Origin of the sequence: Paenibacillus qinlingensis, assembly GCF_031455095.1 — a bacterium.
Lineage (GTDB): Bacteria > Bacillota > Bacilli > Paenibacillales > NBRC-103111 > Paenibacillus_E > Paenibacillus_E qinlingensis_A.
The window spans coordinates 130,148-153,011 of sequence record NZ_JAVDSB010000003.1; the positions used below are offsets into that span (position 1 = coordinate 130,148).

At 43.9% G+C, this 22,864-nt stretch carries 15 protein-coding genes; 9 read left to right on the forward strand and 6 right to left on the reverse strand.

Annotation, left to right across the window (positions count from 1 at the left end; genetic code table 11):
* Positions 1-157 precede the first annotated feature (157 nt).
* The 3 genes from J2736_RS11420 to J2736_RS11430 all read left to right on the forward strand — a co-directional run bounded on the left by J2736_RS11420 (position 158) and on the right by J2736_RS11430 (position 6,719).
* Positions 158-3,472, forward strand: coding sequence for a discoidin domain-containing protein (locus tag J2736_RS11420; RefSeq protein WP_310226577.1), 3,315 nt, complete (start codon positions 158-160; stop codon positions 3,470-3,472).
* Positions 3,473-3,590: 118 nt separating this feature from the next.
* Positions 3,591-4,646 carry an S-layer homology domain-containing protein gene (locus J2736_RS11425; protein WP_310226579.1) on the forward strand — a complete coding sequence of 352 codons (1,056 nt, stop codon included), beginning with the start codon at positions 3,591-3,593 and terminating at the stop codon, positions 4,644-4,646.
* Between the two features lie 198 nt (positions 4,647-4,844).
* Positions 4,845-6,719: an LTA synthase family protein gene (locus J2736_RS11430; protein WP_310226580.1), complete on the forward strand. Its 1,875-nt coding sequence runs from the start codon at positions 4,845-4,847 to the stop codon at positions 6,717-6,719.
* Between the two features lie 405 nt (positions 6,720-7,124).
* Here J2736_RS11430 and J2736_RS11435 read toward each other — a convergent pair whose 3' ends face one another.
* From J2736_RS11435 to J2736_RS11450, 4 genes are all read right to left on the reverse strand, one after another.
* Positions 7,125-7,667 (reverse strand): hypothetical protein, encoded by a 543-nt coding sequence (locus tag J2736_RS11435; RefSeq protein WP_310226581.1) that lies wholly within the window; start codon positions 7,665-7,667, stop codon positions 7,125-7,127.
* A gap of 389 nt (positions 7,668-8,056) precedes the next feature.
* Positions 8,057-9,010 (reverse strand): NAD-dependent epimerase/dehydratase family protein, encoded by a 954-nt coding sequence (locus J2736_RS11440; protein ID WP_310226583.1) that lies wholly within the window; start codon positions 9,008-9,010, stop codon positions 8,057-8,059.
* A gap of 29 nt (positions 9,011-9,039) precedes the next feature.
* Complete coding sequence (locus tag J2736_RS11445) at positions 9,040-10,332, reverse strand: UDP-glucose dehydrogenase family protein (RefSeq protein ID WP_310226584.1); 1,293 nt, start codon at positions 10,330-10,332, stop codon at positions 9,040-9,042.
* Entirely contained in the window at positions 10,329-11,315 is a 987-nt protein-coding gene (locus J2736_RS11450) for a sugar phosphate nucleotidyltransferase (protein WP_310226586.1), read from the reverse strand. The genes J2736_RS11445 and J2736_RS11450 overlap by 4 nt, the downstream gene beginning before the upstream one ends.
* A gap of 230 nt (positions 11,316-11,545) precedes the next feature.
* Here J2736_RS11450 and J2736_RS11455 point away from each other — a divergent pair, with 230 nt between their 5' ends.
* The gene (locus J2736_RS11455) at positions 11,546-11,998 is read left to right on the forward strand and encodes a hypothetical protein (protein WP_310226588.1); all 453 of its coding nucleotides are present in this window, start codon (positions 11,546-11,548) and stop codon (positions 11,996-11,998) included.
* 224 nt (positions 11,999-12,222) lie between these two features.
* Here the strand turns inward: J2736_RS11455 and J2736_RS11460 are convergent, their stop codons facing one another.
* Together J2736_RS11460 and J2736_RS11465 are read right to left on the reverse strand one after the other, a co-directional pair.
* Positions 12,223-13,365 carry a glycosyltransferase family 4 protein gene (locus J2736_RS11460; protein WP_310226589.1) on the reverse strand — a complete coding sequence of 381 codons (1,143 nt, stop codon included), beginning with the start codon at positions 13,363-13,365 and terminating at the stop codon, positions 12,223-12,225.
* 19 nt (positions 13,366-13,384) lie between these two features.
* Positions 13,385-15,331 carry a CotS family spore coat protein gene (locus tag J2736_RS11465; RefSeq protein ID WP_310226591.1) on the reverse strand — a complete coding sequence of 649 codons (1,947 nt, stop codon included), beginning with the start codon at positions 15,329-15,331 and terminating at the stop codon, positions 13,385-13,387.
* Positions 15,332-15,670: 339 nt separating this feature from the next.
* On the opposite strand from J2736_RS11465, the gene J2736_RS11470 reads away from it, so the two are divergent.
* The 5 genes from J2736_RS11470 to J2736_RS11490 all read left to right on the forward strand — a co-directional run bounded on the left by J2736_RS11470 (position 15,671) and on the right by J2736_RS11490 (position 22,751).
* Positions 15,671-16,117, forward strand: coding sequence for a DUF1761 domain-containing protein (locus tag J2736_RS11470; RefSeq protein WP_310226593.1), 447 nt, complete (start codon positions 15,671-15,673; stop codon positions 16,115-16,117).
* A 131-nt stretch (positions 16,118-16,248) separates the two neighbouring features.
* Positions 16,249-16,983, forward strand: a complete 735-nt coding sequence (locus J2736_RS11475) for a phytanoyl-CoA dioxygenase family protein (protein ID WP_310226594.1) — start codon at positions 16,249-16,251, stop codon at positions 16,981-16,983.
* A gap of 65 nt (positions 16,984-17,048) precedes the next feature.
* The gene (locus J2736_RS11480; RefSeq protein ID WP_310226595.1) at positions 17,049-17,885 is read left to right on the forward strand and encodes an AraC family transcriptional regulator; all 837 of its coding nucleotides are present in this window, start codon (positions 17,049-17,051) and stop codon (positions 17,883-17,885) included.
* Positions 17,886-18,358: 473 nt separating this feature from the next.
* Positions 18,359-21,115 carry a carbohydrate binding domain-containing protein gene (locus tag J2736_RS11485; protein WP_310226596.1) on the forward strand — a complete coding sequence of 919 codons (2,757 nt, stop codon included), beginning with the start codon at positions 18,359-18,361 and terminating at the stop codon, positions 21,113-21,115.
* Positions 21,116-21,239: 124 nt separating this feature from the next.
* Complete coding sequence (locus J2736_RS11490) at positions 21,240-22,751, forward strand: response regulator transcription factor (protein ID WP_310226597.1); 1,512 nt, start codon at positions 21,240-21,242, stop codon at positions 22,749-22,751.
* The last annotated feature ends 113 nt before the right edge of the window (positions 22,752-22,864 follow it).

A 22,864-nucleotide genomic window follows, 5' to 3' on the forward strand; every position in this document is an offset into this window, starting at 1 on the left:
GCTTTCATTGAAAGCGGTATTTTTCTATGATTAAGGTATCAACTACGAGACAGCATCCTACTTTGCAAGAGGAGAGGGTGATCGGAGAAATTATGTAATCGCTTACCAATAGCATTTGAATCAGGGTTGATCGGTTCTAATCCAAGGGAGGTATACAATGCGTAGTTTCAAGAAAATGGTCTCATCCGTATCCATGATGGCAATTGTTCTAAGTTTGTGGAGTCCTGGTATTTCGAGTGCAGCAACACCAATTGCTGATGCCAATTCATCCATTTTTGGTCCGAATGTGTACGTATTCGACCCCGATATGCCTGCTGCTGACATTCAGAGTGCTGTAAATGCGGTGTTCACAAGACAAGAGTCCAACGAATTTGGGACGGAAAGGGATGCCTTTCTTTTTAAACCAGGAACGTATAATGGGAATTACTTTATTGGGTTTAACACACAAGCGTCAGGGCTGGGACTGAATCCAGATGATGTGTTGATCAATGGTGGACTGAATGTAAATGCGGATTGGGATAACGGCAATGCCACTCGTAACTTTTGGCGTGGAATTGAAAATCTGAGCATTAATCCAACCTTTAATTATACACCGCCTGCACCGGCTCATTTCTCAGCAGGTACGACGCAAATCGCTGTTTCACAAGCGGCACCACTCCGGCGATTACATATCAAAGGGAAATTAAATTTGTTCGATTTTGATGCGGGTTGGGGTGCAGGATGGGCAAGTGGCGGATTCCTCGCGGATTCCATCGTAGATGGTCAAGTAACACCGGCTTCACAGCAACAATGGTTTTCGCGAAATAGTCAGTGGTCGAGTTGGTCGAATGGGGTTTGGAATATGGTTTTTGTCGGTGACAAGAATACGCCAACAGGCAACTTCCCGGATCCGCCTTATACGGTTGTGGAGAACACACCAGTCATTAGAGAGAAGCCGTATCTCTACATCAACAACGCAAATGAGTATCAGGTATTCGTTCCTTCGCTGACTCAGAATACTCAAGGTGCAAGCTGGGCCAATGGTCCAACACCCGGAGATTCCATTGGGATGGACCAATTCTATATTGTTCGCGCCGACGTTCCTGCAACAACAAGTGCTGCGAATATCAATGCTGCTTTGGCGGATGGCAAGAATTTGCTATTCACGCCGGGAATTTATCACATTAATGATACGATTCGTATCACTCGTGCGAATACAGTTGTACTGGGCATCGGGATGCCAACGCTTATTCCAATGACAGATAAGCCAGCTATGACCATTGCCGATGTCGATGGCGTGAAGGTCGCAGGGTTGTTGTATGAAGCGGGGCCCAATGCAACCTCATCCTTATTAGAAGTTGGGCCAGCTGGCAGTTCAACGGATCACTCGGCAAATCCAACTTCGTTGCACGATTTATTTTTCCGCACAGGTGGAGCTGTCGTTGGTGAAAATAAAGCACAGATGACCATTAATAGTGATGACATTATTGGTGATCATTTCTGGATGTGGCGTGCAGACCATGGTGCTGGTGCAGGTTGGACAGAGAACGTTTCAACGAATGGACTTATCGTGAATGGCGATGATGTTACTCTCTACGGCTTATTCAACGAGCATCATAATGAATATCAAACCCTATGGAACGGGAATGGCGGTCGTGTTTACTTTTATCAGTCTGAGATTCCGTATGATGTTCCGAATCAAGCCGCTTGGATGGACGGAAGCAAGAATGGTTATGCCTCGTATAAAGTCGCTGACACCGTCACGACACATGAAGCTTGGGGCTTAGGTGTGTACTCCTATTTCCGAGATGCAGCGGTGAAGCTGGACAATGCCATTGAGGTACCAGATGCACCAGGGGTGAAAATCCATCATGCAACGACCATTTGGTTGAATGGTACGGCGGGAAGCGAAATTACACACATTATTAATGGTATTGGCGGTCGCGTGTATGGCACATCGGGCAGTTCACAGAGACAGACGCTTAACTTCTATGGTACGGATGCTGGTGATACGATAGCGCCAAGTGTGCCTACGAATCTGGTTCTCAAAGAAACAGCAGCACATGATCGTGTCAAAATCGGTTGGACCGCATCGACAGATAACCTCAACGTGACGGGATATGAAGTGTACCGGGATGGTACGCGCATTGGTCAAACCACGACGACAGAATATCTGGATACGACGGTAAAACCATTGACGACTTACAGCTATACGGTGAAAGCCAAAGATGGCGGGAATAACTTCTCCGCTCTCAGTTCAGCGTTAAGTGTAACAACGCCAAAGAGAGCATTAGACCGCTCGACCTGGACAGTGACAACAACGTCTGGAGGTTCGGCAGGCAATCTAATTGATGGTGATCTGGGAACGCGTTGGAGCTCAGGCAAGTCAATGTCGCCGTCGCCAGAGCAATCATTCACCATTGATATGAAAGTTTCAACAACGATCAACAGTATTGAAATGGATTCCTCGGGCAGCAATAATGACTATGCGCGCGGATATGCGATTTACGTATCCAATGATGGTGTCACATGGGGAAGTCCAATAGCAACGGGAGCTGGTACGAATAAGCTTGTGACGGCTGACTTTGCACCACAGCGTGTTCGTTATTTCAAAGTTGTGCAGACTGCTACGAATTCTAGCTGGTGGTCTGTCCATGAGGTGAGAGTGTATGGAGCTATTCCACCTTCAGCAGTCATTGAAGGCCCACCTACGGTTACAAGCGGGCAATCCTTTGATACGACAATAAGTCTGACGGATGTCGTTTCCAGCGTGTATGCACAAGATATTCAATTGACTTATGACGCCGGTTTGCTTGTTTTTGACTCGGTAGAATCTTTGAATCCTGCAATTACGATTATTGGGCAAAAGAATGAAGGCGGACATTTGCGCATTCTGACTGCGAATTTGTTGAATGGGGATGTCAACGGACCTTTGATGACCCTGCATTGGCGAGCTTTAGCACCAGCAGACAATGTGAGCACAACAATCTCGTTGGACAGTTTAGCCCTAGCAGATCTTCAAACAGCAACGAATCTATCCCCAGATTCTCAAACTATTCTGGTCAAAGCGATTATTGACCTGACGATTCTAAACGGTAAGATCGCAACCGCTCAAGCCATCTATGATGGCGCTGTGGAAGGAACGGCGAGTGGTCAATATGCGGTAGGGTCGAAAGCTGACTTGTTAACGGCAATTGATACTGCGCGAAGTGTGGCGGCGAGTCCTAATGTGACGAAGGCGCAAGTCACACAAGCTATAGCTAATCTTCAACAGGCCTTGGAAGACTTTGATGATAAGAAATTCAGTGGTATGGAAGGCGATCTGAATAATGATGGCATCTTTAATATCATTGATTTGGCAAATGTAGCAGCAGCTTATGGTAAGACATCCGCAGACACGGATTGGGCACAGTTTAAGAAAGCGGACTTTAACAAAGATGGCAAAGTAGATCTGGTTGATCTAGCAGCAGTGGCACAACGTATTCTGCAATAAAAGTCGTTAACTAAGCTTAAGCTCGCCCGTTATGATACGTTTCGTATAGTTTTATGGCGGGCGATGCTTCTTGTATAAGAGTGAATTGCTCGGAATGGAATGCTGAAAGGGGAGATGGATGATGGCATTGCGAAAATGGATCACCTCCAGCTTGGTTCTCATACTTGGTATAGGTCTTATTCTTCCTACTATGATTTGGGCCTCTGAGGCCGAACAGTCAGGTACATTTACAATGAAAGTTTCTTCACAGATGCCAAATCAAGGTGACACCATTGAAGTTGTCATACATGCACAGGAATTAATAGATGTTTATGCTTTTGAAATCAATATGGCGTATGATCCTACAAGGTTAACATTTATAGATGCAAAGTCTGATGTCCCTGGCTTCTCGGTTCCACCGCTTGTGAAGGGGACAAACATTCAAATCGCGCATACAAAGATCGGTCAAGGGAAAGGATTAGAAGGAGAGCAGTCCTTATTTAAGATGCATTTTAAAGCGATTAAAAACGGGAGGAGCGATCTCACACTAAGTAGTGTGAAACTTGTAGACTCCAAATTGATAAGTAACACGAAGCTTACGAATACACGAACAACACTGACGATTCACGATCCCTACCATTTTGATGATCTAGATTCTTTCGATTGGGCTGTGGAGGCGATTGAAGCGTTGGCATCAGCAGGGATTGTCAATGGCACGGGGGAAAGACAGTTTAGTCCAGGAGCGGCCGTAACTCGAGCCGATTATCTTGTGCTGTTAATGAGGGCGCTTGGGCTCCAAGGCACAGATCGGGGTGAACCCTTCGATGATATAGAGGAGGGAGTCTACTACGCGCAGCCTGTAACTATGTCAAGGGCTTTGGGCATCGTGCAAGGCGACGAATCGAATCAATTCCATCCGAAAGCTTCCATTACGAGAGAGGATATGATGGTACTTACGGATCGGGCGATGCGCGTTTCAAAACATCTGACTGTTGAGGGGGATCAAGAAGATCTCACAGCTTTCGAAGATAACGCCATGATTTCAGAGTATGCTCGGAAGCCTGTTGCTACTTTAGTTAAAATAGGTCTGGTGCATGGCTATGAGAATGGTGTATTCCCAGTAGAGACGACGAATCGTGCTCAGGCTGCTGTTCTGATCTATCATCTCCAAACTTTTATTAAGGTGAAAAACTAAAGTAACCATTAAATGTTGTGAAATGGCTTGTTGAAAGAACCTTGGGACTGCGTTGTCTCGAGGTTTTTTAATCTGATGAACAGTCCCATGCACAGCTGCTTGTCGCTATATTGCAATAATTGTAAGCAACTTGAGGCAAGAACTTGTGTTAAAATGGGAAAATCGGCTTGAAATCAACAGGTATGAGGTGAAACGTTTTTGCTGCAATTATCATCCTATAAAAGAAGGGGCATCCGCTCCACGCTTCAAAGTTTTTCGCGCATCCTCGTCAGAAACGACAAGCTGTCGCTGTATACGTTCATTGCTATCTTGTGGAAGTCTCAACTTCTACTAGCAGCATTGCATGCACCAGAGAATACGGGAATCAATATTGGGGATATGTATTTTACAATTCCGCCGGTACTTTCCCATTTAATGTTTATTCTGTTTGTAGTTAGTATAGGGCTTTTCTTTAAAAAGAAAGGTCGTCGCTATTATTTGGTAGGGATTCAAGTACTATTTAGTCTACTTCTGATCTGTGATCTCGTTTATTACAGAGCCTATGGCGCGTTCCTATCACTTCGCTTCCTTGTTCACCCGAATGGATTTAACCCGCTTGATTATAATCTTTGGACATTTCTACGTCTATTTGATTTGTGGTTCATCCTTGATCTCGTCGTTATTGGTGGCATTGCACTTTTCCGATATAACAATATGCCAATCATGTCGCGCCGGTTAGAGCGAAAAAGACAGCCAGTACTAGCCATTACGCTAATGCTGCTAGCTGCTGGAGTTGTCTCATATGAGCATTACCGAATTGATGTTAAGGATACGACAGATGGGCAAATGATGTTTTTTAATCTGAGTTGGGCGCCTTTTCAATCTATGTCAGATATGTCACCTATTGGTTATCATTTGTATGACGGATTACGGCTATTCGGTAGTGCCAAAACAATCAAGCTTGCCGATCAAGAACATACACAAGTACAAACCTGGCTTGCAAGTAATGAAGAAGGTTTACCGGATAATAGTTACAAAGGGATGTTCCAAGGGAAGAATCTCATTGTTATTCAGGTAGAATCACTTGAAAACTTCGTTATTGGTGAGAAGGTGAACGGGCAAGAAATTACGCCGAACATAAATCGCTTGCTAGGTAATAGTCTGTATTTTAACCACTTTTATGAACAGGTTAACAATGGGACAAGCTCAGATAGTGATTTACTAACGACGACATCCGTATTTCCAGTGCGATCTGGAGCGAATTTTTTCCGTTATCCAACCAACACCTATAATTCCTTACCTAAACTGATGGAGGGGATGGGGTATCAAACCATTTCCACGCATTCGGAACCCGCGGGCAGCTGGAACTGGGTCGAGGCGCATCATAATATCGGGTACCAAACGAGCTGGGATCTTCGTAGGTATAAGGTAGATGATATCGTTGGACTGGGATTGTCCGATGAATCCTATCTTAGACAACTAGGCGATAAACTGACGGATGTTCAGTCTCCTTTTATGCTCCATGTCATTACGTTGTCTAGTCACGGTCCTTTCGATTTACCGGAGAAAACGAGGAAGCTCCAGTTGGATCCAAGTTTGGATAAAACGATTATGGGTGCCTACTTCCAATCCATCAACTATACCGACAAACAGATCGGTGCTTTCCTAGACAAATTGGATCAGTTAGGCCTGTTAGACCAATCGGTAGTTGCTATTTATGGCGATCATACGGGGGTGCATAAGTACTATCAAGATCAAGTAGACACGATTCCATCCTTGGAAAATGAATCATGGAGAACGCATTCGCTGCAACTTCCTTTTATCGTCTACAGTAAAGGCATACAAGGGGAGCAGATCCCGACAATTGGTGGCCAAATCGACACCTTACCTACGCTTGCTTACCTAATGGGTGTTGATAAAGCGAAATTTGAACCAACGGCAATGGGGAAAATCCTCGTGAACACGAATCGTAATTTCACGATTCTAAATAATGGGACTCTGGTTGGCGAGCCGCGGGATGCGGAAAGAGCGCATATCATGCAATCGTTCCAGATCGCGGATTGGCTGCATGAGAGTAATTATTTTGCGGAGTGAGTGATATGAGGGAGACTGTTAGGGGAGAGAGCAAAGGGGAAGAGCTAAGCGGATGCTTAGCTCTTTTTTTGCGGTGGCGTGCTGGTGGAGCAAGCTGTAAGTCGAATTTATCGACTAACAGCAGCAACATGGCCTCAATCTGTTTCCGTAAGTCGAATTTTTCGACTTCCAGCAGCAACATGGCCTCATTCTGTTGCTGTAACTCGAATTTTTCGACTTCCAGCAGCTACATCGCCTGATTCGCCTCCCGTAACTCGAATTTTTCGAGTTACAGCACGCTATCGCGTCGACTTACCTCCCTCGTCCAGTTCCCGCTCCCCAAAGCTAGCCCCGTGGGGATAGCAACGTGAAAAAGGCTGTTTACAAGTAGTCAATCTACTCGTAAACAGCCCTTATTTCTACTACCTATTTCACTTCTGCAAGAAGGTATTTATCGTTCACTTTTTTCGTTGTATACGTCGCGCCATCTTTTGTCGTGAATTTCACGAGTTCAGCGGTGTTGGCTGCATCAAACGTAATGTCTTCTTTTTTGGTCGTTAAGATATTGGAAGTGAAGTACGACTTCGTGTTCGTAAGGAATGCTGCTCCAGCTTTTGTATCTGTTACATAATGATTCACTAACGTATCAAGCATAGTAGCATCGACGTAGCTAGATAGGAATTTCTTTGCTGTTTCTTTATCTGTTGCTGCAATCGGATTTACAACGAAAGCGCCATCTGCTGATTTGGCTTCAGCGAACAAGTAATCAACTTTCTCGCGAGCAATTCTAGCTGCAATATAGCCTTTCATATTCGTTGTATCTTGCGATACAGCTGCCGTAGCTTGTGGCGTTGCTGTTGTTGTAGCAGCAGGGCTTGGAGAAGTTGCTGAATCTTTGGAAGAACAAGCAGCACCCGTGATTGCCATAGTAAGTATAAGAAGCCCTGCAGCTGTTTTTTTCAATGTCATTTCGGTACACCTCATTATGATTTATCTACTGACTGAAATTGTTAAATCATCCGAATTCTATGTGAATAGGATAGCCAGCAAGATAAAAATATAAACGATGATGTTCAAAATTGCAAACCAATGAGACCGATTTTGGCTTTATAAATGACAAAACATTTGCTTGTTAGCTATGGAAACGCTTGTAATTGTGACGGTTTGTGTGAGACCTAACGGTAATGTTTTCATTTTACGGAATAACAAGGTGTGAAAACGGCACTTTCTAGCTATAAATTACAAGATAATGGTTAATATATGGTTAAATGGGTCAATTCTTTGTCTAAATTACGAATATATTCCGAACGTAAGTTTCAATTGGAGTTAAATTCAGTTTTTCGTCCTATGTAGCCCCTCTATAAATAGGGGGTCTGTGATAAATCTAATATTTCTGCTTGAAGTCCAGTGCGCAAATCTGTTCTGGGCTGATAGCCGAGCAAGGTTTGTGCTTTTTGAATATCTGCCCATGTATGGCGAGGCTCTCCAGATGCTTTCCCCAGTAATTGCATGTCTACTTTCTTACCAAAAAGATCTTCAAGAATAGCAATGCAATCCAGTACCGATGCACGTTCTTTGCCTCCGATATTAATGGTCTCACCTATGATATTGGCTGCGTACGCCGTTGCGGCGATGGCTTCTACGCAGTCACCGACATACGTAAAGTCACGCGTTTGCAGACCATCACCGTTGATGGGGATTGGTTTGTTTTGTCGGATGTGTTGGATAAATCGATGAAAGGCCATATCCGGACGCTGTCTAGGACCGTACACAGTGAAGAATCGTAAGATAACAAGGGGTAACTCGTCTGTTGTCGCGTAAACCTTACAGAGCTGCTCTCCAGTCAGTTTGGTGACCCCATAGGGCGAGAGAGGCTCTGTCTTAGCATCTTCATTCACTTGATTCGTTTTTTCACCGTAAACCGAGGAGGTCGATGCATACACGAATTTGCTAACGGGATATTTCCGACACCCTTCGAGTAGTCGTTGCGTAGCTTCGATGTTATTCGTGACATAGGTTTTGAAATCTTCGCCCCAACTTGAACGCACGCCAGGCATCCCAGCCAAGTGGTAGATGATATCGACACCTGGAAGAATCTCTGACAACGGAACCTGCAATAGATCTTGGTTGATAAAAGTAAATCGATCGTGCGCCAGCAAATACCGAAGGTTATATTCCCTAACATGTATAGGCGTTGGTGATTTATAGACTAACGCATCCAATCCAATGACTTCGTGGTTTGGGTTTTGAAGAAGTTTTTCACACAGATGTGAGCCTATAAAACCTGCTGCTCCTGTTACGAGTATTTTCATTCCTAGTAACTTCCTTTCTTTCAGCTTAGTTATCTATTTCCGATGCCGAAATAGGAATAGCCTAGCTTGGTCATTTCTTTGCCGTCGAGCATGTTTCGTCCATCGAAAATCACTTGTTTGTTCATAACCGTTCGTAATTGCTGCCAGTTGGCTTCGCGATAGTCTTTCCATTCCGAACATAAGATGACGGCATCGCATTGCTGCAAGGTGATTTCGATGGCATCAAACTGTTGAACCGATGCAGAACGCAGATGTTCTGGCAGCTTAGCAATGGGATCATGTACACGGATGTTCGCTTGCTTATCGATTAATTGTTGAATGATGGCTAGTGCAGGAGCTTCTCTTAAATCATCGGTATTGGGTTTGAAGGAGATTCCTAGTATCCCAATGGTTTTATCTCTGAATCCGCACAACTGCTGCTCCCACAGGTTCAAGAAATGGGTAGTTTGTGAGTTGTTAACCGCAACTACTTTATCAAGAATGCTTAGATCTATTTGGTTTTCTTTTGCTGTATATAAAAGCGCCATGCTGTCTTTTGGGAAGCATGATCCGCCATAACCGATCCCTGCTTTTAAGAACTGAGGGCCTATCCGTTGATCCATCCCCATGCCTGTCGTGACGTCAGAAATGTTAACGCCTAAAGTTTCACAAAGTCTTGAGAGTTCATTGACATATGAAATTTTCGTAGCTAAGAACGCATTAGAGGCATATTTAATCATTTCCGCAGTTCGAGGTGTCGTAACAAAAAGGGGGGCTTTGATTTGATCATATAAGGATTGAATGACTGTTGATGCATGCTCAGAAGTACTTCCAATTACAATTCGATCGGGATGAAAGGAATCATATAAAGCACTGCCTTCCCGTAGGAACTCTGGGTTTGAAACAACATCAAAAGGGTGGGGATAGCTTTGTGATTCTTGAACCCATTGCACTAATTTACGGTTTGTGTCTATAGGAACTGTGCTTTTCACAGTAATGATTTTATATTCGTTCATGAATGAACCAATACTTTGGGCAACCCCTCGTACAGCCTGGAGATCGGCGCTTCCATCCTTATCAGAAGGAGTGCCAACACAGATAAAAATAATGGCGTTTTCACGAATACCTTTCTCCGGAGAAGAAATAAAGTTAATATTCCCGGATTCAATGTGTTTTTTTAATAGAAGATCTAGCCCTGGTTCATAAAAGGAGAGTTTTCCCTCAGATAAAGCCTGTATTTTTATCGTATCCGTATCTAACCCCGTAACTTGCCAGCCAAGCTCAGCAAATAACAAACCCGTTGTCACGCCTACATATCCCATACCCATAATTAAAATGTTCATTTGCCTGTCCCTCCATCTTTTTGAACAAAAACTGACTGTGGACTGATAATGGAGTTCGTCATTGGATAATGGTTAGGATTCAAAATGGCATACTCTAACAAAATACTGTTCTCTAATGTACAGCTTTCGAGTCTAACATTGGGGCCGATCGTTACATAAGGTCCGATAACACAGTTGATTAATTCCGCACTAGGATCAATACATACTGGCGGGATAAACGTGTTCCCCGGATGGTGTTCAATCGGACTTGGAAGTAAACCCTCATCATCCATGAGCTGTAACATCCACCTGTTCGCTTCGAGCCAACCTTCCATCGTTCCGACATCGGAAAAATTCTTTGCTGTCATTTGATAGGTGACTGAATATTGTTGATGAATGAGCCACTGAATGGCATCTGTGATCTCATATTCGCCTCTGGCCGATGGTTGGATGGCATGTACGGCTTTGAAAATGCTTGATTTAAACGCATAACTTCCCAGAACCGCAAGATCTGACTTGGGCTCTGAAGGTTTTTCTTCTAGACCAATGATTCTATCTTTATTCACTTCAGCAATTCCGAAAGCTTTGGGATTCGCTACTTTTCTTAATAGAATAGCAGCATCGTGATTGTCTTGGGTGATGGCATGACATAATTCATGGAGATCTTGTGTAATCAAATTATCCCCCAGAAGTAGAATGAATGGCTCATTATCTATGAAAGATTCAGAGAATTTCACAGCGTCAGAGATGCCTAGCGGATTCACTTGGAAAATATATGTGATATTTACATCCCACCGTTCTCCATTACCTACTTCTTCCATAAACATGGTGTGGAGATTGGGCCGGATGACGATACCGATCTCGTTGATGCCTAATTCAACTAGTTTTTCGATTCCATAATAAATTAAGGGTTTATTCGCCACAGGAAGCAGGCCTTTAGGTTTAATATTAGAAAATGGTTGGAGTCTAGTACCCTTGCCTGCACAGAGAATTAATCCTTTCATAAGCTTTACCTCCCTGTCTATATGAAGACATTATTAATTTATGATGAAACTTATGAAAGGTAAGGGCTTTTAACAGGGAAAATACGCTGATATGTAGATTTTTAGTATAATTTGAGCGAACTGGACAAACATAATCCGCGAATTTACTCTATCAACAGCCTAAGCAGGCGATATGAAAAAACATAGTATACAAGGGGAGACAATTAAGTTTCTAATTTAGGCTGAGAGGAATGGTTATTTTGCAAAATCTAGACAAATTAATTAGTTATCTGAAAAGCAATCCAGAAATCACAGAAATTTCTTTGGAGTACGTGGATGGGGAAAAAACTGACGTGGAATTTGAGGATATCGACGATTTAATGAAGGACATTGATTGGGATACTGTTGACGAAGCTGAGGTGGAATTAGCAGACGGATCCAAATTGGAGTTTGGTGAAGAAGATGGAGAAGACGATGAAGATGAAGACGAAGAAGAAGAAGAAGAAGAAGAAGAAGAAGATGAAGAAGATGAAGAAGAAGATTCATACAATGAAGAATCAGATAACGAAGACGACGAAGATGATGAAGAATCTAGCGACTTAGTTGAAGAGTCAGACAATGAAGATGAAGAAAACGATGACGAAGAATCAGACGATGAAGACGAAGATGAAGATGAAGACGACGATGAGGAAGAAGAAGCGTAAGGATAGGCATAAGTTGATTTAAAGCCCGATACCTTAGGGTAATTTATATAAAATAACCTCTTACTCTTGTAATGGCTTCTGCACGTGCTTGCAGAGGTACCATACTCGTAGTTAGGGGTTTTTCTATTAAATAGTAGATGAAAAAAGGCTGACCTTAAGTAGAGTTGACTACTTATTGGACAGCCCTCTTCACCAGTCTCTGATTTGAAAGAGATTAAATCAACTTATCTTTGTTCCCAGACGGCTAGAATTTCCTGAGCAACACGTTCCCAAGGATAATTTTGCTCTGCTAGTCTTCGACCGTTAAGGCCCATTTGACGTGCATGATTCATATCAGATAATAACGAGTTTAATTTTTGTGCATATTCACTCGGGTTTTCTGGATTATCAATGAGCAGTCCGTTGTTATTTTTTACAATCTCTGGATTGCCACCTCTAGATGTTGTGAGGAAAGGTAGTCCAGCGGCCATCGCTTCGTAATGAACACGTGCCAACGGCTCCTGCCAAATAGATGTGCAAACGAAGATATCGCCTGCGCAGAACCAACGGTGAACATCTTGCGCTGGAATATAGCCTGTCGTAATGACAGGAAGAGGCGAGCGTACGGCAAGTGCTCTCACGTATGCGATATAGTCGCTCACGGAGTTATCACTGAACCAAGCGCCTCCAACGACAACGAGAACAGCATCGGAATGTTTGATTTCAGACATCGCACGCACTAACACATGTGGTCCCTTATTGCGGGTTAGCCTTCCGACAAATAGGATGACTTTCTTGTCAGTTAGATTGTGTTCAGCCCTTAGGCTCTCACGAGCGTTTCTTGCCTGTTCGGACTCTAGCCACGGAGCAAAACGATTTAAGTCAACGCCTGAATAAATCGGATTTATTTTGCCAGCTGCTTGGGGATAGTAGTCACAAATGGCCGTTCCAATATATTGACTGATGGTGATAATACGCTCGGTTTGTTCGAGAACGTTAGTCGCCTCGGTACGCTCGATCTTGTGAGGGTTGAACATATCATTGTGCATACTTAGAATAATCCGGGAGGTTGGCGCAACATTTCTAACAGGAAGAACTAGTAAAGGGCGATTGTATATTTGAATAATGTCATAGTGTTCAGCTGTATTTTGTAGAAATTGGACTACGCCTGCTGTGTATGCTTCTAGTAAGCCATATGATTCCACACGAACATAGCGGATGCCATTGCTGACTTCATCGTTGGGTAAAGCGGGGTCGGATCTACCTAAAATGGTAATTCTATGATGTCTACTTAGTAGTGTAGCTACACCATCAATATAAGTTTGGATAGCTCCTCCTCGAATATTGGGGACAGGCAGCTTTTCCGTACAAATCATCAGAATGTTCACAAGTTAACAGCTTCCTTTCTCAGGCAGTCCGTCTTCTGGGTTGAATCTGCCGTTTTTTAAGCGGTTGTGAGGCCTTTTGATCATTTCGCGGTATTACCATTTTTTTCAGATATGGCTTCGTTAATTGTTTAATAGGCTTCTTAGCCCCACTACTTCGTTTCAATTGTTTCTTCTTCGATCTGAGGAGAGGCCGTAGTTTTTTCTTAGTACGCCATTTTTTGCTGCTTTTAATAAGCTTTGCCCCAGAAGCATATTTCCATTTTGCAAGCCGTCTGCGTTTTCTGCGATATAAATAACGTGTTTTCTTGATAATTTTTGTTTTTCTCCGAGCACGTCTCTTTTTCGGAACACGCAGCGTAAATCTCGTCTGTTCTTGAGGCGGTAATGAAATAGGTGCAATTCCAGGATCAGTCAAGAAAGGGATAACGGCTGGTACCTGAGGAATTTCTTGAGCAGATTCAAGTGGCTCACGTGCAGGCGCATCTGAATAGATAGGCTCTTGGAAAGAAGGAACCTTAAGCTTATCTCGCTTAACAGGCGTATCGGAATATATCGGTTCCATGATAGGTTTGGCAGCAACCACATCTGGTGTATCGGAATAAATCGGCTCCATAATTGGTGTGGTGTCAACCATCTCTGGCATATCAGAATAAATCGGCTCCAAGATAGGATCGGCAGCAACTTTATCTGGCATATCGGAATAAATCGGTTCCGTAATTGGATTGGCGGCTATCGGTTCCATGATTGGTGTGGCAGCAACCAGGTCTGGCATATCGGAGTAAATTGGCGTCAGCAACTCGCCTGGAACAACGATTGGGCTTTGAACAATTGGTTTGACGTAATCGGATGAGTATTCTCCAGCAGGGTAGTTGGCTTTATCCTTTTCAAGTTCGCTTAATGCTTGCCATTTACTTGCTTCTGTTGTCATCACTCGTTGAAGAATAGGTGCGAGCTCTGTATCAAGGAATACTTGAGGATTGAACACGATTTCTTTGACATGCTTATAGAATTCATTAGGGAAAGCCATATCGATCCATAAAATTTCGAACGTTTCTTGGTCGATTGGATTAGCCTGATGGTAAGCTTCAATCATGCCACGAATCCACGTTATATCCCACACGCCCATGTCATCCATGGTGCTAGTAATGAGTTTCCGTAGATCTCGAATAGGCAGATCGTAAGAAACGCCGTCTAAGTCGATAACCCAGATCCCGCCGGGTCCCATTTGACCGTTCGACCACCCGAAATCTTGATGGGCAAGCCCCCAGTGAGGTTCACCTTTGGCTAACATCTGGTTGTAAGGGGAGTTTTGGAAACGGAGATACATCTCGTTAGCTTGCCGCTTGAATTCCTCAATGACGGCTAGCAAATCTGCGCTACCTGCAGTATCTGAATAGGCATTGGCGATATCCTGGAACCAGTTGATTTTGGCAATAATTTTTTCGTAATATTTGCCCCAACCGAAGATACGTGAAGACTTCTCCGATCCACTGGGTGGAACATAACCTTTGGAGTTCTTGTGAAACTCGCCGAGACCGAAGCACAGTTGAGATGCGCCTTCGAGGTCGACTTTGGATACAGGCACCAGAGGTTCGATCCAGTCGGTAACGATCCACAGCTTACCACCAGCTTCGACATACATGTGCCCTTCCTTGGTAGGAATGAAAGATGGAACCCGGTAACCTAATCCAGACATGTAGGCTTGAGCGCCGACACTGAAGAGACTTCTTCTAGGCCGTCTATGCAAACATTTGATACTGAGATTACCCTTGCTTGTGCCGATTTTCCAAATTGCGCCGCCTTTATCCGGTTTAGAGGTAATCAAGAGCATATCATGCAACTGCAAGTCATAATTACCCAAGACTTCTCGCGCCAGATTTTCTAAACCAGGAGGTACATACATGTTAGCTACGATTCCAGGATCTAAGACGTCATTAATCCATGGAACGACTTGATAATTGTCCACCACCATCACTCCATCACGTATTTTAAAGTGAATTGTACGTTCTAATACATTTACAAATGCTGCGGTACTGCTCTTGTTCTTTCTTCTGTACGACAACGCACTTCATGCAAAACGAATAATCACCTCACATAAACCAATTTAGGTTTATCTAATTCTATGCATATGTCATTAGGTGAAAGGTTGATATGTACAAGAGTGGAACTTCATGAAAAACGAATAGACTTTTGCATACATAAGGACTGAAACAATGGATTGACGTGAAACCAAACGGTTGTATATAATATAAAACGAAACCAAATGGTTTCGTAAAATTCGAGGGACAAGAATAGGGGATTTGCGATGTTGCTGAGTTCGATTAATTATTGGGCAGTCTTGGTTACAGGAATTTTATCGTTAGTGTTAGGCTTTTTATGGATGGCAGTCTTATGGGCGAAGCCCTATCAGCGACGCATGTATGGCAACATGAATCAAACGGATTCAACCGTGAGCACGTCTGTCAAAATTCAATCTTTTGTCCTGTACATTCTGGTATCCTTCGTCACCTCTATCGCATTTGCTGTCTGTTTAGAGCTGTGGAAAGCTGGTGGACAAGCATTCGCGTACGATGGAGAGCGATTGTCTAATGCGTTCTGGTTTACTATGTTACTAGCAGCGGGCTACACACTTCCATTTACAATTGGCAAAAAGGTATGGCAGTTTAAAAGCTGGATCGTCGTAGCCGTAGACACTTCCTATGAGATTGTTCGTTTCACGATGCTCTTGCTTATTTTCTGGTACTGGGTGTAATACGCTAAGCGTGATATCGTCAACTAATCTGAAGATACGCTAACTTCTTCTAAGCTTACGATAAGCCTCCGGATCCTATTTCAGGATATAGTTAGTGTGTAGATAAGATCACACTTTCAGGAGGAATTACAATGAGCAAATTAACACAAGAAGAAGTCGCATTTTATAAGAAGAATGGGTATTTTCTGTATGATAAGCAGTTATTCTCCGCTGAAAAATTAGCTGAGTTAACGGATGTATTTGAGGATCAGTTGAAGCAAAAAGGCAGCAAACTGTCTGATGAGTTAGACACGCCGCATTTCCGTGAGGATCGCTTGTTGAACTTCTTATTATCCGACGATGTGTTGGATCTTGTTGAGCCAATTATCGGACCTAACATTGGTCTGTGGTCCTCCCATTTTATTTGTAAGGATCCGTTTGTTGGCAGAGCAACGCCTTGGCACGAAGATTCTGCTTATTGGAAAGGCCGTGTCAGCAGCTTCGATAACATTATTACCGTATGGTTGGCTATTGATAATAGCACGAAGGAAAACGGCTGTATGCAAGTCATTCCTGGAACGCACAACAATGGATTCTCGGAATATGAGCAAGTAGACGGTGCTAGAAATCTTTTTAATACACAAATTAAAAATATGGACACCTCCACAGCTGTTCATTTTGAATTGCAAAGAGGTCAGTGCTCCCTGCATGATTCACGTATCATTCACGGTGCTGACCCCAACAAGAGTGAATTCCGTCGCTGCGGCTATACTATGCGTTATTTCTCAACAGATACAAAGGTCTTTCTAGATAAAAATCCAAATCACAAAGTATGGCTCGCTCGCGGCAAAGATCTAGCTGGAAATAAATATGCAAATGTAGAGTAGAAGGGATTTTTACTGCCACTAGCGAAATCTTATGATATACAAAATTAGAAATGAGGAGGACGCGGATGAAGAAACAACCGGTGAGACTAACGAATGAACAATTTATTCAACCTGCATCCTCCTTTCAAATTTACTTTCAGTATATCAATGAGCGTCATGAACTTCATTGGCATGAATTCTATGAGCTTTGCTTCGTAGTTCGAGGCAGAGGTATGAATATAGTGAATGGAACAGAACGTGAGCTGCGAAATGGCAGCTTGTTTCTGTTAACTCCTGCTGATTTCCACGAAATCTATTCGTATCCGAATGAGCCCATGGAGCTGTATAATCTAGTGTTCGATGAGGATTTGCTGGATCAAGAACTGCGAGAGTTCATGTTTGGGCAAGTGGCGGAATATATGGTAGATCTGAACGCAACACATCATGAGATTATAGAGTCTGAGTTTCAACTGATTCGTGATGAGGTTCAAATGAAGAAGCCAGGACATGCTATTTTGATCAAAGGAGCTTTTGAACGAATTCTTTTGTATTTATTTCGAAATTACCACGATCAGAAAGAACAGCTAGAGTTGCCGGTCACGCCATCTCCGTCCTCAACGCTTCAACGAGCGCTTGTATACATGCATCATCATTTTCGGGAACCTCTGCGTTTGGAGGATGCTGCTAAGCAAGCGGGATTGGCGCCGAATTATTTCAGTCTCGTATTTCATAAAATGACAGGCATTTCGTTCCAAATCTACTTGCAAGGTTTACGGTTGCAATTTGCCAAGTCACTGCTGCAAGCCTCTGATATACCGATTACGGAAATTTGTTTCGCATCAGGATTCAATACATTAACGCATTTTGAACGAGCATTTAAGCAGAAATATGGCAGTTCTCCACGAACCTTCCGTTCGCATTAAGGTGTGAGCGGCTCTCCAAATGTGTATAATAGAAGTATCTTATGTACACAAAGGGGACAACTTCTCATGATTACTTGCAAATCGTGTTCCAAACCAACAGAACTCCAGATGCAACGTTGTTCACACTGTGGAGCAATGCTATCATACACGGTTGCTGAGAAATTCGATTTGATGGCTGAGATGGTGGAACAGGCGTTGAAGCAGGAGCTCGAAGCGAGAAGAAGATTGAAGCATTAATCGAAATGGCAAAGCATAGAAGAGACAGGGGCTACCCAGTGCGAGACACCTGACGTGGTCTGGTGTTTTTTTTGTCATTCATAGATTCCAGTTTAAGGTCAAGTTTTTGATGCTGAGTCCAATTCAATCTGGGATTGAACCGCGTATACTTATTTTGTAGGCGCTTACAGTGTCTTCAAAATATGGTGACTGGGGTGATAGTGATGGACACAGGTTTAAGAAGCTTCAGGAGCAGGTTGAAAATCATAAGATGGATTTTGCCACTCTTGCTGCTGTGGGGAATTATGTATACACCGCCAGCGGCAGAAGCGGCCGTGACGGGCTATGTAACGCGATCAGGCAATCAGCTGCAATTGGATGGACAGCCGTTTCGGTTTAGCTCAGCCAATATTTATTGGCTAGGCTTGGATGAGAATGTACCGACCAATGGTACGATCGATTTCCCAACAAACTTCCGAGTAGATGATGCACTCGCAACGGCCAAAGAAATGGGAGCAACCGTTGTACGGTCACACTTGGTCAACTCATTTGGTTGTGCCAAATGTATTATGCCGACACTCGGCAATTACAACGAAGCCGCTTGGCAGAAGGTAGATTATGCCATTAAAGCCGCAGGAGATCAAGGCATCCGACTCATCTTACCAGTTATTGATATGTATAATTACTACCATGGTGGCAAGAAAACTTGGACCAAATGGTACGGGTATCCGGATGATGGCGTTATTTACACCGGGTACGAGTTTTTCAGTGATGCGAATATTATTACAGCGTTCAAACAACATCTGAGTGTCATGTTAAATCGGGTGAACACCTATACGGGAGTTGCCTACAAGAATGACCCGACAATTCTGGCATGGGAGACAGGAAACGAGCTAGGCTGGTTCGACAATCCGACGCAATTGAAGAATTGGACGCAGCAAATTGCCGATTATTTGAAAGGGCAGGATGCTAATCACTTAGTAGCCGATGGGAATTACGGAATTGCTGATGCCCATTTGACGATTTCAAGTATTGATATGTATTCGGATCATTTCTATACATGGGGGAATAAAGGATTATCCGTCCCAGTTCTTCAGACCCAAGCCAATAAAGTTAGAAATGCTGGCAAAGTCATGTTCGTTGGCGAGTATGATTGGAAAAGCGAGCAATTCGGCACTTTAGCCGCTTTCCATACGGCTATCGAGAATGACAATGTAATCGCAGGTGACATGTACTGGGCATTATTTGGCCATAACGATAATTATGGCTATGTACAGCATCCGGATGGCTATACAGTCCACTATCCAGGTGATACCACTTTCATGCGCACACAAGCACAGCAAATGAGGAATCATGCTTACAAAATGCGAGGCATCACAACGCCTCCTGCACATGGCATTCCTGGTGCACCAACCATTACCGGTTCCACAACCTCCGGTGGTAAATATGTGCTGAGCTGGCGCGGTTCTGTGCCATCTGATACCTATACCGTCGAACGCTCCACAGCAGGCAGCAGTGGCCCTTGGACTGTCGCATGCAATCAGTGCGTCACCGATAATCAAACCCCTTGGACCGATACGGGTTCCACAGCAGGTGCGGCAACCTGGTACAGGGTCAAAGGACACAACTTATCTGGCACAGCTGGCGCTTATTCAACGGTGTATGCCATATCGGGTACACAGCTCCAAGCACCTGGAAGCTTTACGCAATCTGCTCCAGCCAGTGGAGCAACAAGTGTGAATGTGACACCATCGTTTACATGGGGCACCGCCACTAATGCGGCTACCTATACACTTGTTGTCGCCGATAATACGTCGTATTCGAATCCAGTTATCAATGTGAGCGGACTTACGAGCACAAGCTACACACCTTCGAATGTGCTAACGAACAACAAAACGTACTATTGGAAGGTAACCGCTGTGAATAGTACTGGCTCAACGAATGCCTCCAATTCGGGAATCGCGTTCACGACGGTTGCACTTCCAGCCCCAACATCGACGGTTGATAATTTCGATGGCTATGCCTCCGATGCAGCCTTGCAGGCCGCCTATGTGAAAAACGCTAGTGGCAACACCTTCACGATGACTCGTGAAGCAACGACGAAGGATGCAGGCGCGTATGGCGCCAAAATCGTCTACACCGTCAACGCAACGACCAGTTATGCAGGGGCTGTACACACACTCAGCAATGCCAATTGGACGGGGAACACAAGCTTCAATCTGTGGGTGAAACCAGATGGATCGAATCGTACGTTAACGATTCAATTTAAGGAAACCAATGGTGAACTATGGGAAACGTATTATACCCTCACTGGTACGACTGCAACGACGTTGTCCATTCCTTTCACGAACTTCCAGCACCCAGGTTGGTATAGTGGAGGCAATGGTGTCATTGATTTGGGCTCCATCGCAGAAAGCAATCTTTATATCAATAAAGGCTCAGGTGCAGATGGCAGCGGCACCATTTATGTAGATTCCATTAGCCTAGGCAATGGCACAACACCTCCACCGCCAACGACAGTTATCATCGATAACTATGAAGGTTACGGTGGCTCCAATCCGAGCGTGCTTGCAGCATATGTGCGTAACACGGATGGAAACGCGATTACACCGACTTTGGACGGGACTAATAAATCGCAGGGTTCTTATGGGTTAAAGCTAGCGTACACCATGGGGACACCTAATTTTGCAGGCGTTGTGCATAGTATTAGTCAGAACTGGTCAGGTAAAACGGGTATCCAATTGTGGCTGAAGCCAGATGGGTCGAACCGTACCTTAACCATTCAGTTCAAAGAACCGAACGGCGAGCCGTGGGAAACCACGTATACGCTATCTAGTACTACAAGCGGAACGATTCAATTTCCGTTCACAGCGTTCCAACATCCACCTTGGTACTCGGGAGGCAATGGGACGAAAGATTTGGGTGCCATTTCTGAATTTAACTTATATGTGAATCAAGGCTCAGGCGGAACAGGCAGCTCTACGATTTATGTGGATGATATTCAAGCTTATTAAGCAGGAGTGTTCGTGATCACAACTGAAGCCGTCATACGGAAATCCGTATGATGGCTTTTGCCTATATGATAGAATGAAGGGGACCAGAGTTGTATGCTGGAATGCCCTCAAGGGTGGGATGAACATGATCCGCATCATGGTTGTTGAAGATGAGAAGGCAATTCGATTGGGCATCGTAAGCATGATAGAGCAAATGGAACTTCATGTCAGCGTGATGGGTTCGTTCGCAAATGGCTTGGAGGCGGTTCAGTTTCTGAGCAAACAAGCCGTAGATGTCATCATTACAGATATCTCAATGCCAAGGATGGACGGGTTCGAGCTTGCAGAGCATGTCCGACTCACGTATCCAGAAACCAGCATCATTATCTTGAGTGGTTACAATCAATTTGATTATGTGCGTCATGCGCTGCGGTCAGGAGTCAGTGATTATTTAGTCAAACCCGTGAATAAGAAGGAACTTCACCAAGTACTTCAGAAGCTAATAAATCAAAGACTGCAAGAGCGAATACGCAAGGGGCACACGACAGATTTGTTGTTAAAAAGCTATTTAGCAGGCGAGTTGAAGATCGATCAACTAGAAGTGCTCTGGGAATCGTTCTCGACCTTTAGCGGATGTGCCATACCTTGTGTATTTGTCGTGTGCAAAGCTAAGCAAACCATACCCTTAACCATTTCACAGACGTCACCTAGGGACACAATCATACCAGAAATGATGGCATGCACACTAACACCTAATCTGCATCTGTACATCGTATTTGGCGTAGGAGATATCGAGGCGTTAGCACAAAAAATCGGAGGAGATGAAACGGTTATACGAGGCATATCGTCCGTCATTTCGCGCTTTGAAGACTGGCCAAGAGGATACTCGGAAGCGATTTCGGCTTATTGCTTGCAGTGGCATAACGGAGATAAACTTCGTATCATTCCTTATTTAGAAGCTAATTACCATCGCTCTGAAATTACCATGATGGTATCTCAGATCGATTCTTTATTGCAGAATTCCTCGAAGTGGATGGACCGACAGGAACTGAATAAATTAAAAGACCAGCTTTTTCTAAGAGCGAGACGCATTCAGATTCATTGGTCTGATTTGTGTCGTGTACTTGGCTACTTATTGTATCAGATGCGAATGCGTATTTCGGACGCAACCAATCGGTCGCTTCATCCTCAACCCGACGCAAATGAGCTTGAGCTGCAGCTATGCGAGCATACGGTTTTGCAGGATGTCTTTCATGATATTTTTGACAGGATGGATCGGATGTTAGGGGAGATGGAACTGGAGCCCGGCTCCTATGAACGTAAAGTGGTGAGCACAGTCAAAAAGAAGATCGAACAAACCTACAATCGTGAGATTGAATTGTCTGAATTGGCGAGTCAAGTGTATTTAACAGCTAACTATGTCAGTTTTCTCTTCCGCAAAGAAACAGGAATGACCATTACCGAATACATGATCGATCTTCGAGTTACGAAAGCCAAGGAGCTGCTCCTTAACCAGTTGGAAATGAAAACCTATGAAGTTGGGCAAGCCGTTGGCTATCCCGACGCAGCTTATTTCAATCGTCTTTTCAAAAAGGTCGTAGGCACCACGCCTCGCATGTACAGGGAACAAACACAAATTACCCAAATGCCCAATTAACGGAAATGGATGGGAGGACAATAGAGTCCAATAAAATGCCAAGCCAGTACATTTCAACTGCCATATATCCCTCCTATAATTAAAATGATACAACATGTAGGATACGAGGGGGA